This window comes from Desulfobacter curvatus DSM 3379, from assembly GCF_000373985.1.
In the GTDB taxonomy this organism is placed as follows: domain Bacteria; phylum Desulfobacterota; class Desulfobacteria; order Desulfobacterales; family Desulfobacteraceae; genus Desulfobacter; species Desulfobacter curvatus.
In genome coordinates, this window is the sequence record NZ_KB892979.1 from 1 (window position 1) to 15704 (window position 15704).

The 15704-nt window shown below is 49.5% G+C and carries 10 protein-coding genes and 1 pseudogene; 6 read left to right on the forward strand and 5 right to left on the reverse strand.

The genetic code is table 11. The features are described from left to right. Both B147_RS33445 and B147_RS0106975 read right to left on the reverse strand, forming a co-directional pair. Positions 1 to 163, reverse strand: a pseudogene (locus B147_RS33445) (IS110 family RNA-guided transposase); the annotation flags it as partial. A 393-nt stretch (positions 164 to 556) separates the two neighbouring features. Next, the gene (locus B147_RS0106975; RefSeq protein ID WP_020586503.1) at positions 557 to 874 is read right to left on the reverse strand and encodes a sll1863 family stress response protein; all 318 of its coding nucleotides are present in this window, start codon (positions 872 to 874) and stop codon (positions 557 to 559) included. 333 nt (positions 875 to 1207) lie between these two features. Between B147_RS0106975 and B147_RS30125 the strand changes: the two genes are divergently transcribed. The 6 genes from B147_RS30125 (at position 1208) to B147_RS27695 (ending at position 9903) form a co-directional block, all read left to right on the forward strand. Further along, positions 1208 to 1816 (forward strand): TetR family transcriptional regulator, encoded by a 609-nt coding sequence (locus B147_RS30125; protein WP_020586504.1) that lies wholly within the window; start codon positions 1208 to 1210, stop codon positions 1814 to 1816. A 123-nt stretch (positions 1817 to 1939) separates the two neighbouring features. Then, on the forward strand, positions 1940 to 3082 hold the full coding sequence (locus B147_RS0106985; RefSeq protein WP_020586505.1) for an efflux RND transporter periplasmic adaptor subunit: 1143 nt from the start codon (positions 1940 to 1942) through the stop codon (positions 3080 to 3082). Then, positions 3079 to 7569: an efflux RND transporter permease subunit gene (locus tag B147_RS0106990; protein ID WP_020586506.1), complete on the forward strand. Its 4491-nt coding sequence runs from the start codon at positions 3079 to 3081 to the stop codon at positions 7567 to 7569. Before B147_RS0106985 ends, B147_RS0106990 begins: the two co-directional genes overlap by 4 nt. A gap of 283 nt (positions 7570 to 7852) precedes the next feature. Then, positions 7853 to 8599: a hypothetical protein gene (locus B147_RS30130; RefSeq protein WP_157237807.1), complete on the forward strand. Its 747-nt coding sequence runs from the start codon at positions 7853 to 7855 to the stop codon at positions 8597 to 8599. Positions 8600 to 8612: 13 nt separating this feature from the next. Next, positions 8613 to 8891 (forward strand): hypothetical protein, encoded by a 279-nt coding sequence (locus B147_RS31040; RefSeq protein WP_020586508.1) that lies wholly within the window; start codon positions 8613 to 8615, stop codon positions 8889 to 8891. 115 nt (positions 8892 to 9006) lie between these two features. Beyond that, positions 9007 to 9903: a glycerophosphodiester phosphodiesterase family protein gene (locus B147_RS27695; RefSeq protein WP_083927831.1), complete on the forward strand. Its 897-nt coding sequence runs from the start codon at positions 9007 to 9009 to the stop codon at positions 9901 to 9903. Here the strand turns inward: B147_RS27695 and B147_RS0107015 are convergent. From B147_RS0107015 to B147_RS0107025, 3 genes are all read right to left on the reverse strand, one after another. Next, a complete protein-coding gene (locus B147_RS0107015; protein WP_020586510.1) occupies positions 9850 to 11193 on the reverse strand; it encodes an HDOD domain-containing protein in 1344 nt (447 codons plus the stop codon). The two genes, B147_RS27695 and B147_RS0107015, sit on opposite strands and share 54 nt — an antisense overlap. 102 nt (positions 11194 to 11295) lie before the next feature. Then, a complete protein-coding gene (locus tag B147_RS0107020; RefSeq protein ID WP_020586511.1) occupies positions 11296 to 14322 on the reverse strand; it encodes a PEP/pyruvate-binding domain-containing protein in 3027 nt (1008 codons plus the stop codon). A gap of 167 nt (positions 14323 to 14489) precedes the next feature. Beyond that, a complete protein-coding gene (locus B147_RS0107025; RefSeq protein ID WP_020586512.1) occupies positions 14490 to 15695 on the reverse strand; it encodes a THUMP domain-containing class I SAM-dependent RNA methyltransferase in 1206 nt (401 codons plus the stop codon). Between the last annotated feature and the right edge of the window lie 9 nt (positions 15696 to 15704).

Here is a 15704-nt window from a genome sequence, read left to right on the forward strand (position 1 = left end):
AATCTTGAGTAAATGATGAAAACTCTCGAATCTCATGCTGTTCTTTCCCATTATCATCAACCGTAATTAAACAGGCCGAAATTTTGTCTTTATGGACATCCAAACCACAACAAATTGGGTGAACGATTTGGATTAATGTGTTATTTTTTGATCTCTTGGTCATGGCTATCTCCTTATATTTTCTTGGTCGAAAAAAAATTTGATAGCTATGACCATTTTTCAAAATTTGCAAGTGTTTCATGCTTCGTTGTGTCCGCTAGGACATGGGGGTTATATGAAAGAACCAATACGTTGCTCTCATGTTTTGTTGTGAGTTGAGCCTGGATGTTGATAGACCAATTTTAGGGTTTAAGCATGCAGGCAAAAATATTTATTAAAAATTGAGCATAGTGTTCATCATCCACCTCAATGCAATCAAAGTCGAAACCATTCATATTTGTTATACTTTTTTATGGCGATCATGCTTAATCTTAATCAAAAAAGGCCGCAATTTTTGAAAACTGAGGCCTTAAAGTGTATTTGAAATCAAAAATTATGAATTTTTTTACCGCCGACGTTAATTATCAAGGGTTTCAACGTCTACCCAACCCAGGTCAAAATCTCTCCAGGCCTTGTCAACGCTATCACCGACAGTTCCGAATAAACTATCCAGGTCCTTTTTCATCGGAGACCAGTCTGCCGGGCATTCATTTTTCAGTTGATCAAGGCGGTCCTGAGCAGCCGCTATCTCTTGTTCAATCTGCCCTATGAATGGTGCCATTTTTTCTTTTTCTGCAGAATCATAATTATCTGCAACCTTTTTCATAGCGTCTAATTTTTGTTTCCAAGCAGTCACTTCAGCCAACATTACTTTACAATAGTCTTTAACTTCCATGATTTCTCCTCTTAATTAGATTAATGATAGACATATAACCTCTTACAAAGACGAAAGAAATCGTCATACAATAACAAATCAGAATAGTCTTCGAATATCCAGGCAGCAACTGACGAAAATTTCATAAAGCTATATGATTATTTACTATACAATGTTTATCGATAATTTTATATGGTTTTTAACAAATTTAGCTACGCTTTGTGGCTGCACGAAAAAGCAGATGGGCTCAAGGCCAAACCTTCCCACAGCATCATAGGCGTCATTTTCAAAATCCCCATTGCATACCTACCTGAAGGTATATATAATGCGGACCATTAAATTGAGGGGCAATCTATGGCGAGAAAAACAAAAAAAGAGGCGCAGAAGACACGGCAGCAAATTCTGGATGCCGCGCTGAAGATCTGTTCTGAAAAGGGCTATTCAAAAACCACGTTCGTGGATATTGCCAATGAGATAGGATTGACAAAGGGTGCGGTTTATTGGCACTTCAAAACAAAACCTGAACTTTTGGCTGCTATGATCTCATATGGTGAAGAAAAACAGTACAATCTCTTTGAAAATATGATGCTGGAAAGCGTAGCAGACCTGCGCCGGGGAATCGCCGAATTTGCCAATACCTTTGTTAGTGATGAGGAGGCCTGGAAGTTTGAGTTTTTCTGTGGTTTCCAGATTGAATGGTCAACCGAGCTCATGGCGGAAGTGCATGAAAAATTAGCGGAACTGCGCGTTGATCCAATGAAGGAATTTGAAGAAAAACTTGTGCGGTTGCAGGAAAAAGGCGCGCTAAGTAAAGAAAAGGACGCCCGGTCCCTTGCGCTGTGTTTCGCTTCATCTTGGATAGGCGCAATGCATTTGGCCATGTACGGCGAGTATGATCTGAATAAATTTGTGGAAGTGGTCCTGGAAAGTTTTGACCTGCTGTTCGGCCCGCTTTCCATCTGAGGCATCGCACGTCAATATAACAGCCACGGGCTGACCTGACATATCAATTGCAAGGCATAGCCCACAACAAAGCTTGAAAGATCTGAGTAACTTACCCAGACGTTCTTATAAAGGAAAAATCTAATGGGAAAGGCAGTAGGAAACGCGGTGATCGCGATCATTTTGATCAGCGTGGGTTATGTTATCAATCTGGTTATTCCTTCAGGCGACCAGGGGCCGGGCATGATGGAAATGGGCCAAATGCCGCCGCCTGCGGTAGTCGCAGTTGAGCTGAAAGAGAAGCCCCTGGATGTGCTTGACGACCATATTGCAACGGTGGAGCCGGTGCAGGAAGTTATGGTCCGCTCGGAAGTTTCGGGGTACATTGATGATGTCCATTTCACGGAGGGATCTTTTGTGAAAGAAGGCGACCTGCTCTTCACCATTGACCAGAAACAATACCAGGCCAAAGTTGACGTTCGCCAGGCAGAGCTGGCCAGTGCAATAGCCGAACTGAACCGTGCAAAAAAATACTTCAAGCGTATGCGTGAGGCAAATAAACGCAGCGTTTCTCAGTCGAATCTCGACACTGCGGAAAGCGACCAGTTGCAGGCCGAGGCCAGCCTGAAACAGGCGGAGGCCAATTTGAACCTGGCCAAAATTGACTTGGGGTATGCCAAAGTGCGGGCGCCGATCAGCGGCCGAATCGGCTTGGCCAAGGCAACCAAGGGTAACTATGTCACTTCCGCCTCCAACGAACTTGCCCGCATTGTGCAAATCAGTCCCATCCGTGTAGTTTTTTCCATGACCGACCGCGCGTACCTGGATTTTCGTGCCCAGGAACTGGCGGGTGCCTCTGACGATCAGGCTGCCCGCATTCGCCTGCCCAACGGTACACAGCTTCCGCTGATTGGCAAAAAAGAGTTCGACGACAACGTTATGAATGCCGAAACCGGTACCATGGCAGTCCGCTACCTGTTCGATAATCCCGACGGACAACTGGTCCCCGGCGGCTATGTCAACATTCTGCTTGGATCCCGGCAACGCCCCATGGGCATCCGGATCCCCCAGCGGGCACTGTTGCTTGACCCAAAGGGTTCCTATGTGCTGACAGTCAACGGAGAGGGACAGATTGGCACCGCCCGGGTTGAGACCGGAGACTCGGTTGAAGGAGACTTTGTGGTGCTTTCCGGACTGAAGGCCGGTGACCGTATCGTGGTTGACGGTGTGCAAAAAGTGCGGCCCGGCATGACCGCCCAGGTAACTTTGCAGGAGGCCGGACAATGATTTCACGCATATTCATTGACCGCCCGCGCCTGGCGGGTGTGGTTTCCATTGTCCTGATGCTGGCAGGGATTCTTTCGATCACCTCCCTGCCCATTACCCAGTATCCCCAGGTCACCCCCCCGCAAATCGTGGTGCGTGCAAGCTACCCCGGTGCCAGTGCCGAAGTCATGGCCGACATCGTGGCCGGACCCATTGAAGATGCCGTGAACGGCGTACAAAACATGATTTACATGTCATCGACCTCTGACAATTCGGGAAGCTACTCGCTCACCGTAACGTTTGCTGTGGGTACTGATCCGGATATGGCCCAGGTAAAGGTACAGAACCGTGTGTCCCAGGCCGAACCTATGCTGCCCAGCGAAGTTGTGCAGGAGGGCGTGACGGTGGAAACAGAATCAGCCGACATGCTCGGCTTCGTGATTGTCCGCTCCCCCGACGCAAGTCTTGATGAACAGGTAATGAGTGACTACACCTATAAAATGATCCAGCCTGCCTTTGAACGGATCCCTGGCGTCAGCCGGGCACAGGTTTACGGTCCCAAATACAGCATGCGCGTCTGGCTTGATTCCGACCGCATCTCCGCACTCGGTATCGGCGTCGATGAAATAACGGCAGCCATACGCAACCAGAATGTGCAGGCCTCCATCGGCGCCATCGGCTCCACCCCGGACGACGGCTCCGGACAGGTCGCCTTTACCCTGACCGCCCAAGGACGGCTCAACGACACAGAATCCTTTGGCAACATCGTGGTGCGCACCGGCACAGACGGTGCCGTTGTCTACCTCAAGGATGTGGCACGCATCGAAAAAGGCTCTGACAACTATCTATTTTCCGCCAAATACAACAACGCACCCTGTGTGGCGCTGGGCTTAAGCCGGACTCCGGGTTCCAACGCCCTTGACACCATGGATGAGCTGCAGACGGTAATGAAACGCCTCGAAAAGGATTATCCCGAAGGCCTTGAAGCCGTGCTGTCCTATGACGCCTCGAAATTTGTCCGCACCAGCATCCGTGAAATCGTATCCACCCTGGCGCTGACCTTCCTGCTCGTGGTTATCGTCTGTTATGTTTTTTTGCAGAACTGGCGGGCCACACTGATTCCATCCATCACCATACCGGTCTCGCTATGCGCCACCTTCATGGTGCTGGCTGCCTTCGGCTACAGCATCAACACACTGACGCTCTTCGGCCTGGTACTGGCCATCGGCCTGGTGGTGGATGACGCCATCGTGGTGGTTGAGCGGGTCATGGAGCTGATGGAAAGCGAAGGGCTGGACCAAAAAAGTGCAGCCGTAAAAGCGATGCAGCAAGTCAGCGGAGCGGTCATTGCCACCACGTTGGTACTGCTGTCCATTTTTGTTCCCATTGGATTTATGGCAGGCATAACCGGCAAAATTTACCAGCAGTTCGCTGTGTCGATTTCAGCAGCGGTCTTCTTTTCCACGCTCAACGCCCTCACACTCAGTCCTGCGCTCTGTGCGACCTTTCTTCAGGTGTCTAAACCCGAACAACGGGGGCCGAAGCACTGGTTCAATACCGTACTAAACCACGTACGGGGCAGCTATGTCTCCGCCAGCATCTTTATTGCCCGCAAACTGATTTTGACCACCCTGATCCTGCTTGGTGTATTCGGCGTTACCTATTTCCTGTTCAACACCAGCTCGTCATCCTTCCTGCCCGATGAAGACCAGGGCGTCATTTTCGGGATGGCACAGCTGCCCGAAGGCGCCACCCGAACCCGCACCGAGGCGCTGCTGGAACATGTGTTGACACCGCTGCAGGATGAACCGGGAATTGAGTACACCATTCAGGTCACCGGTTTCAGCATGATGGGCGGTTCTGCCGAGAATGTGGCCTTCTTCATGTTCGGCCTTGACCATTGGAGCAGGCGGGAATCTCCCGGATTGAGCATTACGGCCATCCAGCAAAAACTACAGGGACGCCTGGCTGCGGAGCCCGGAGCCCAGCTCAACCTGTTTGTGCCCCCCGCCATCATGGGCCTGGGCAACAGCGGGGGCTTGGACATTCGTCTTCAGGCCACAGGGGACAACGATCCCCAGCAGCTCCAGTCTGTTATGAACAACTTTTTGATGCAACTTAACATGGCCCCGGAAATTATGTTCGGCTTCAGTGCCTATTCCGCTGCAACGCCCCACCTCTATCTGGATGTGAACCGCACCAAAGCCGCGTTGATGCAGGTCGATGTCAGCACTATTTTCAGTGCACTGCAGAACTATCTGGGTTCATTTTATGTGAATGATGTCAACTTTGACGGACAGGTGAACAAGGCCATTATCCAGGCTGACTGGGCCCACCGGAAGAACATTGAGGCCCTGGACAATATCCATATAAAAAGCCGCACCGGCGCCATAGTACCGCTGGGCAGCCTGGTTAAGATAAGAACCACCCTGGCACCGCGAATGGTCGAACGCTACAACAAGTTCCCGGCCGCCGGCATCACTGCTTTTACAGCACCGATGGTCAGCAGCGGCGATTCGATGTTGAAGGTTTCCAAGCTTGCAGAAACAACATTGCCCGAAGGCTATACCTTTGACTGGTCGGGATTGAGCTACCAGGAAGCCACCGCCGCAGGATCAGCCAACCTGATTTTCCTTATGGCCATTATCTTTGCCTATCTTTTTCTTGTGGCGCAATATGAAAGCTGGACCACGCCGCTGCCGGTAATCCTTTCAACCTCAGTGGCCGTGCTTGGCGCCCTGGCCGGTCTGATAGTGGTCAAATTACCACTAAGTATCTATGCCCAGCTCGGTGTGATTCTGCTGGTGGGCCTGGCCAGCAAAAACGCGATTCTTATCGTTGAATTTTCCAAAGCCCGGCGGGAAGAAGGCCTGTCCATCATTGATGCGGCCGCCGATGGGGCCAAGCAGCGGTTCCGTGCCGTATTGATGACCGCCTTCACCTTCATCCTCGGCGTGCTGCCCATGGTGTTTGCCAGCGGCGCCGGCTCTGCCAGCCGCCAGGTCATCGGTACCACGGTGTTCTCCGGGATGGTAGCCGCCACCTTGTTTGGAATTTTGCTGATTCCGGCACTTTTTGTGATGTTCCAGAGGTTCCGGGAAAAGATGTACGTCGTGCGAAACCGCTGGACGACGAAGAATATCTCCGTGTTGCTGGTATTATTATTGCCGGTGATCATGACCGGTTGCATGACAGTGGGACCGGACTATCAGCGGCCGGCCCTTCCGGATATTCCCGACACACGGGAAGTGGAGGTGGATGCGGCCCAATGGTGGAACCAATTCAATGATCCGGGGCTGACCGATATGGTCCAACGGGCGTTGAACAACAACCACGACCTCAAGACAGCCGTGGCCCGGGTCCGCCAAGCCCGTGCCCAGCTGGCCCGGACCAGGGCCGCCTACGGGCCGACCGTCGATCTAAGCGGCAGTATCACCCGCTCCGAGTCTTCGGCAAACGGTATGTCGGACACCGGTGCCACCACGCTTTACAGCACCGGATTCGATGCAGTCTGGGAAATAGACATTTTTGGCGGGACCAAGCGTGCCGTTGAAGCGGCCCTTGCGGACTGGGACGCGATCCGGGTCGGGCTGGATGATGTCCGGGTCAGCGTGGCCGCGGAGACAGCGATCGCCTATCTCAGCATCTGCACCTACCAACACCGACTGACCGTATCCCGGGCCAACCTGGAAGCCCAGCAGGAGACCTTTGAAATTCTTTCCGACCGTTTTAACGCCGGCTTAAGCAACGGACTGGCCGTACAGCAGGCGCGTTATAATCTGGAAAGCACACGGGCCGCAATCCCCACCCTGGAAGCCGGACTGGAAAGTGCCCGGAATGCTTTATCGGTACTGGCAGGCGAAATGCCGGGCGCTTTGCAGACCCCTAATATCGACCGGATACCGCAATCTGATCTGGTGCTTGAAGGCATTCCCGCAGACCTGTTGCGCCGCCGCCCGGATATCCGGCGCGCCGAGCGGGAACTGGCAGCCCAGACAGCACGAATCGGTGTTGCCGTGGCCGATCTTTATCCCAGGTTTACACTGACCGGATCCATCGGATTGGAGTCTTTGCAGGCATCTACCCTTTTCGAGTCCGACAGTGGGAAATACAGCATTATCCCCGGCATACGCTGGCCGATTTTTTACTCCGGTTCTATTCGTAATAATATTAAAATTCAGGAAGCGGTACAGGAACAGTACCTGTATGCATACGAAGCGGCAGTACTGAATGCCGTTCAGGAAGTGCGTGATGCGCTGATAAATTACCGTAAGGAAAAAGAGCGCAGCGCTTCGCTCAGGGACGCTGTTGAAGCGGCCCGTGCTGCGGAGGAATTGGCCCAGGATCAATACCGCAATGGCCTTTCCGACTTCAACAATGTGCTTGATGCCCAGCGTTCGCTGCTCAGCTTCCAGGAAGAGCTCGCCGTCTGCGAAGGCACGGTAAGCCAGAATACCGTTCGGCTCTACAAGGCACTGGGGGGTGGCTGGAGTTCTCTTGAAGAGTAGTCCCGCCGCTTCAAACGGCATGTTACCCAAAATGGACTTGATCATCTTTTCTGATTATAACGGATTTGGGGGACTAAGTCGGAGAGCGATGAAATAGACTGAAAAAAATCATTTTCTGCGTTATGGTTGAAGTGCTCAACAGCAACTATAACAAATAGGAAAAATGATGCCCCCAGCCTCTAACACTGCTCTCCGACTGAATCGAACTATTTGTATGCACATTTGTCAAGCACAATATTGCCTGCTCATTCAACATGCCATTGAATTTCGGATAATATTGGACGTGGCAATCAAGGAGTATCCCAATATTTTTCCGCCTGAAATCGCCTTCGGATACAAAATGAAGGATGCAAGAGTCTCCAAAAAAATGAAATTAACAATTAGGAGAATAACCATTGCTGGTATCAGTTATACAATAAGGCCGTCTTTTGCTATGCCCTATATGACTGGATTTGTAAAAGATGTTGAAAAACCCTTATTTTTGCGTAAATTTGCAGTTCCGTTTTGGGCTCTGAGTCACTGTTTTGGGAAAAATGCCATGTATTGGTATCGCCTTGAGGCAACTATTGGTCGATACAGCCTCGTTGGAACCACTATCAAATCTCCAGAGAAAATGCCCCAGCATCTTTCTGCTGATGAAAAACACACCCGTCTTCTCGGACAAAAGACCTATATTGCCACGATGGTCGGAAGTAACTGTATTTTAGGAGCCTGTGTCTCGGAAACCGCCTCCGGCAAAGATCTTCAAAAAGCATACGGTGTTTTTAAAAAGGAAGCTGAATGCATTAATCCGGAATATAGGCCGGATACGGTCAATACCGACGGATGGCCGTCAACGCAAAAAGCCTGGAAAAAACTGTTTCCCAAGATAACTGTGCTATCCTGCTTTTTACACATTTTTATTGGCATACGTGATCGGTCTCGCAAAAAAATACAAAGAGTCTTTTGGAGATGTGGTCACCAGGTTATGGGATTGCTTCAGGGCAGAATCCAAGAGATCATTCTCACAGAGAGTTCGCAGGCTTTCTGAATGGTGTCAAAATATGGACAATGAAGTACCGGCCGTCATTTCAGCCAAGATCAAGAAGCTCAGGGAAAATCTTCCACAGTTTTCTCAAACCTATGATTTCCCTGGCTCACATAGAACGAGCAACATGGTTGATCGGCTGATGCAGCGGATGGACCGTCATTTATTCAGTACCAAGTATTTTCATGGCACTATGAAAGCTGCTAATCTCAGCACGTGCCTGGACTCTTATCCAAAATTTTGCGCCAGTCAATCCATGGACGGTAAAGCAAAAAGGCTATGTGAGTTCTTTTGAAAGCGTTAACGAATTTAAGTATCACGAAAACTGGCTTCATAACCTTTTAATTTCGGGTTCTTTGGGGGGCTTACGGACAGGTCCCCAAAATCCGTTATAATCAGCATAGTTTTCAATTGGCCATCGTGGCACAGGCCTTCAATTTCCTGAACATACGGTCGAATCGTATAAGGCAGCCGCACGCATGGGCGCAGGTGTTTTAGAGTGTGATGTTACGTTCACCCGAGATCATGCGCTGGTCTGCCGCCATTCCCAGTGCGATCTGAACACCACGACCAACATCCTGGCTACCGATTTGGCCCGGAAATGCAGCGTTCCTCCCGAATTCGATGCTGATGGAAACCTCACCAACGCTGCAGATATAAAATGCTGCACCAGCGACATCACCCTTGAAGAGTTCAAAACGCTTCAGGGGAAAATGGATTTCTGTAATATCAACGCCACGACTTTGGAAGAATATATGAACGCCACCCCGAACTGGCGCACTGATCTTTACAGCGCGAAAGGGACTCTTGTCACCCATGCTGAAAGCATCGAACTTTTTAAAAGCTTAGATGTTAAAATGACCCCGGAACTCAAAGCACCGAGCATCGAAATGACACCTGGCTACACCCAGGAAGATTATGCACAACAAATGATTGACGAATATAAAGCCGCCGGGGTTTCGCCGAAAGACGTCTTTGCCCAGTCGTTCAATCTGAATGACGTGCTTTATTGGATCGAAACCGAGGCAGAGTTCGGCAAACAGGCGGTTTATCTTGACGACATCGACAGCCCGGACGAAGGTTATCCGAGTGTCGCTGATTTAGTGGACCTGAAAACCCAAGGGGTAAACATCATCGCTCCGCCGACCTGGGCGCTGCTGGCTGTTGATGACGACAAGCGGATCATTGCTTCGGACTATGCCCTATGCCCTGAACGCCAAAGCGGCCGGGCTGGACTGATGCCGGTTCGGGCATCAGAACGCACGGGAGGTCTCCTTGATCATGGGATGGATTTCTTCAATGATTGAAAAAACCTTTTCAGGATCCAGCTCCAGAATTTTCAGTGCAGACAGGCCGGACAGGTCCCTAATGACTTGATCGTGGTCCAGTTCAAATTCATCGTTGGTTTCCAGGGTAAGATCGCCTTCTTCCAACTCAGAGTCATTGTTTTCATTCTTTTCTAAAAAAAAGAGGAACCCCAGTTCCCTGGCAAGGGAATCCGCAAGGCTGAGCACAAGCAGCTCCTTGTCCGTATTCTCTTCAAACTGGTCCCAGTGGTGAAATTCGGCAATTTTTATAATCTGTTTGGAAAAGTTCATTTTTTTCAGCAGAACCCCGCCAAAGGTGGTGTGGATTTCGTGAATGGCACGCTGCAGATCCTCATCAGTAATAGGGAGATCCGGATACATGTCCACAAAGACCTTCATCAAAAGCATTTTACCGATATCATGGACCAGGCCCATCAGAAAAATGGTTTCCAGGTTGTCAAACTCTTTTTCTTCGGCCAAGCGTCTTGCCAGTGTGGCCACAGCAAAGGAGTGAACCCATAGTTTGTCCATTTCTGATTTAAGCGCTTCATCGTCTGAATCAAAAAGATTTTTGGTTGCAAGGGCCGAACATACACCCAGGGTGCGTTTAAGGCCAAGCCTCACCAGCGCGCCATTCAGGCTGGTTACATCGTCCAGGCCTTTGTAAAGTGAGGAGTTGGCAATGGTAATAAGTTTGCTTGAGATCACCAGATCCTTTCCTACGATTTTTGCCAGATCATCAACAGAGGGGTCTTTTCCGGTCAGCAGCTCCTCAATCTCCTTGACAATGCCCGGGAACACCGGCAGTATGATTTTTCCCGAATAAAACCGTTTGATAATCTCAGCCACACAGGCACTGTGGGACATGCTTTCTTCGTTGTTTTTTTCTGCGGTGGCAGGCTCAAAGCCCATTTGGGACAGACTTTGGATCAACTGAACCTGGCTTATCGGTTTTGTAAGGTACCCGTTGCACCCGCGTTTGATGCAGGCATTGATTGTGCCCAGGTTCATCCGGGCGGTTATCATTATAATTTTTACCCGGTCTTTTTTGGGAATTTTGTCCTCATTCTCTTTTTTGCGGATATGTTCAAGAAGTTCCTGACCGCCCATGCCGGGCATGGATACATCAAGGGTGATGAGATCAAAGGGTTTGTTTTCCGCCTTTGCCTTGTCAAGTTCCGCCAAGGCGTCTTTGGCGTTGTTCACGGCCACGCAGGTACCCATATCTGTCATTTTTGAGAGCAGAATATTTCTGGATATATTTTCGTCATCCACGATGAGAATTTTCATGTATCCATCCTTATGGTGAGGTTTTTATATGAAAGATCTGTGTAACCCACACAGATCTTTCAACATTCGTTGTGGGCTGAGTCTGGGGCTCGATAGACCCGGTCAGCCCATGTCTGTTATTATTGGAATATCATCCATGATATCGTTTTCGGATTCGTCAAGGCCCTGCATTATTACGGCTTGGGAGATTGTTCCGTCTACCAGAATTTTTAGGGGCCTGTCAAACCGGATGTGTTTCAAATACCGTTTGGTAGTAACCGGTTCCCGGCCGGCAAGAAAATCATAATCAATAAAATCATTGCCTCTGTCCTGTACGGTTATATAAGGAATGCCAAGGGCGGTGATATTCTGAAAAAAATGGGAGCCCTGGGAAAAATCCGCCTTGACGCTTTCAATGGTGGTTTCCACCATGACCCCCACGTTGGAAATATCGCTCCATACTACGGGAATGCCCAGCCACCGGTCCGAAGACCCCCATCGTCCCGGTCCGATGAGTACATATTTTGTTCCGGTATCATTGAACATGGCATTGATTTTGTTAATTTCCCCTGCCACCAAAGACATTCTATCCGATTCAAAGGTTTTGGGATCCACATACACGATATCTCGTATATCTTTGTATTCGCCGTTGCCAAGGGAACGGGTTGAATGGCAGAATGCGTTTTCAATGTCCGTTTCTAAGATTGTTACCCCAAGGTTCCGCTCGTATTGGCACATGGGCCGGATTTGCAGCAGGGAGAAGCGCGGTTTTGACCGGACACCTTCAACGGGAAGGTCCACGGCAAATTCCAAGTCAACGGATGCGCCCATCCAGCGGGTCCCCAGGGCTGTGACTTCGGCCAGGATGTCCGCCAGTGGGAAAGCGTTATATTTTAGAATATTGGCAAAGGTGAGCACAGGAAACTCCTTGTCGGAAAACCGGTCCCGGATACGGTTATCCTGCATATTAAAGGTGGAGCAAAGCATCCGGACGGCCGGATGATCCTTGGTATCGACAATGTCCAGCCGGGTCAGACATGGATCCTCACCAATGCCGAAAAATTTTTCATGGGTCGGGATTTCATCCATTTTCAGGGCGTAAAAATATTTCTGTGAGTTTTCCAGAATATCATCAACCATGGAAAACTGGGGCAGAAACTGTGGATACTTCGGACAGAGCCGGAGGGTTTTTCCGCCGTCCATGACAATTTTTCCAAGTCCCAGCGCAATGTAGGAAATGCCGTCTTCGGCGTTGAGGTGGGCAATGGGATAGAAATTATAGGACTGGACGACCCCTGAGATAGAAGGGTAAAAATAATTTTTGTGCCGGGTTCCGGTGATCTGCTGGAGTACCACGGCCATCTCTTCGTCCTCGGTTCTGTGCATGGTGGACTGGGCATAGGATCTCGGGGCTTTCAGATAGGTTGAGGCATATACCAGCTTTACCGCCGTGATCAGGTGCTCAAGACGTTTTTCAGTGTTTGTGCCGGAATTGGGCAGCATATAGGTTTTATAAATTCCCGCAAAGGGCTGGTAATGGGCGTCCTCAAACAGGGACGAAGATCTGACGGCAATGGGATAATGCACATGTTCAATATACGCCCTTAAATTCATTTCCAGGGGGCGGGGCAGTTCCGCTTGGAGAAATCGCTCTGTCACCTGGGCGTCATCCGGTACCTTATCCTGCTCTATAAGCCGGGTCAGCTTGTTCTCCTCCACAAACATGTTGAATCCGTCCGTGGCAATGACAAAGGTCTGGGGAATGGTAATGTCAATGTCCGGAAACTTTTGCTTCAAAGAGGGATCTACGCCCAGTTGATGGGACATGAACGCAAGCCCTCTGGCCTTGCCCCCTAATGACCCGGTTCCAATTTTCACGAAATCCGTGTCCAAGTCAAATTTTTCAGGATCAAATTCAATGACAAGTCCCTGGCGTGAGTCTTTACGGCGGTTACGGATGCGCTCTATGAGAAATCGCTTAATTTCTGATGCGTCGGTGAAATCTTTAATGGTATAGGGTTTAAGGCTCAGGGCAAAATCGACTTCGCTGCGGGCAAGCAGCCATCGGGAAAAATCATTGTGCCTGGCATGGTGGAGCACGGATGCATCGGGTATATCCGGCAGCAGTTTTTCAACTTCCCTTAAATTGGAAGCCCGGGCGATTTCACTGTTGTCCGGCATGCGAAACACAAACGCCCCGAATCCTAAATGTGTGACAAAAAAACTTTTGATCTGGTCATGGAGATTGTTGGAGTTTTTATTAATAAATTGGGCAGGTATGGCTGCGGCAATGTTTCGATTTTTCTCCTGCGTACTCAGGATCAGGGTGGGCAGATCCGGAATTTCCGATTTGATCCGGGTTAAAAGTTTGCAACCGGCATGGGGGTCTTCCTGCCCGTTAATGGCGTAGCGCATATCCGTGAAAACGCTGAGGACATAGGGTTTGTAGCGCTCGAACAGGGTCATGGCCTGTTCATAATCATGGGCCACAAGGAGTTTGGGGCGACCTCGCCTCTTTAAAATCCTTTGCTCTTCATTAATGGAATCATCCATGACCGACTGGGTCTGGATGACGATATGTTTGTATAGAACCGGCAATAAGGAAGAGTAATGATAGGGGGAATCCTCTACTATTATAATAACCCTGACCTTTGCATTGTTTGTGTCAAAGGCCACATTTTTTTCATCTTCAAAATTTTTTATAATGGCTAGCAGCAGGTCGGCCTTTCCTCCCCATATATAGGTCCGGTCAACAGGGGCTTGCCGGTCTTCATTCGCATGCCGATTAATATCCCAGGTGTTGTGAAACAGCAGGTAAAATGGGATCTGTGAATATTGCTCTTTCACCTGTCTGCCGAATGTGTAGACATCCATCCCGGCCAGTCCCGGCATGGCAAGTATCAGGTCAAAAGGTTTTTGTTCAAGATGCTCAAAGGCTTCCGTGACCGAGAATGCAAGGGTCAGTTTCGGGGGTTTAGACAGATTCAGACCCTTGTATTGATTTATAATCCGGTTTGAAAGCCGGCCCTCTTCTTCCATAATAAACGCATCATAGGGGCTGGATACCAAAAGGATATCCATCACCCTATAGGCCATGAGTTCATGATATATTTTTATGGAAGATGCATCAGCGCCTGTTTCGTCTGCCATCAGATTTTTTCCCGAAAGAGGGGGTTATATGAAACTATAATTCGTGTTTGGACGATAAGTTGCCCAGCTGCAAGGCGCAGAAAAATTTAAAACCGGAGCAACCTTATGGTTGTGAGGATTTTATATTTTTCTGCAACGCCGCAGATGGGTGACTTATCGTTCAAACATTAGTATAACTGGTATTTTACAAGTTTACCATCCAACCCCCCGATTTCCAGATTTTTTTTCCATGAGGGGGCCAAGGGCACATGTTTGATAAAACCCGGATCGCCGAAATAGACATAGGCCGTACAGCTTTTGCACTTTTCCTTTAAGAATAGGCCAAGGTCTTTGTAAAATAATTTCATGTTCTGGTCTTTGCCCATGCGGATACCGTAAGGGGGATTGGTAACAATGACGGCGTTTTTCACCGGGTCAAGTTGTCTGAAATCGGATAGATCAACGTCGATTTCTCCGCCATGGTGAAGCCCCATCAGGTTGGTTCTTGTTGCTTCAACGGCAGTTTCGTCTATATCGCTTCCCCGGATAAGCCCCCTGGGTAATGGCCGGATGGCTTTGTCTGCTAAGGCTTTTACCGCCTCCCATTCCCGGGCATTAAAATCGGGCAGGCGCTCAAATCCAAACTCTTCACGAAAAACCTGGGCCGGAATCCGGCTGTAATGCATCAGGGCTTCGCACAGAAGGGTCCCGGACCCGCACATGGGATCCAGCAACGGTTCTTCTCCATGCCATCCGCTCAGGGCGATAATGGCGGCAGCCACGGTTTCCTGCATGGGAGCCGAAACCCTGGCTTCCCTGTATCCCCGCTTGTGCAACGGCCCGGAACCTGCGTCAATGGAAATGGTGGCCCGGTCTTTATGCACGTGAACATTGATCATGATCCAGGGCTCCTGGGTATTTACCGAAGGCCTGCGGTTGGTTCTGTCCCTGAAATAATCGGCAATGGCGTCCTTGACTCTTAATCCTGCAAAATTGGAGTGGGTGATCTGTGACTCAGACACGTTGGACGCGATGGAAAAGGTTTTTTTGGGGGTTAAAAACTCTTCCCATCGAATTGTTTTGGCACCCTTGTACAATGCATCCTTGTCCTTGCATTCAAACTCGACCAGGGGCACAAGTACCCGTGATGCCAGACGGGAAAGATAAACTATTTTATAGAATGTGGATTTATCCGCTTCAAACCAGATGCCCCGGAATACAGGCTGTGCATTTTTTCCGCCAAGGTCCTGGATCTCTTGTAAAGCCAGGCTTTTGACGCTTTCAGCAACTTGGGCAAAATAGCGGGATTCCCGCTCGTAAATATATTTAAGCTTGGCCAGTTTCCGGGTTCTGCCTTGTCCCTTCTGGAGAATGGCCTTTTTGGGTGTGTTCAACTTGGGTTC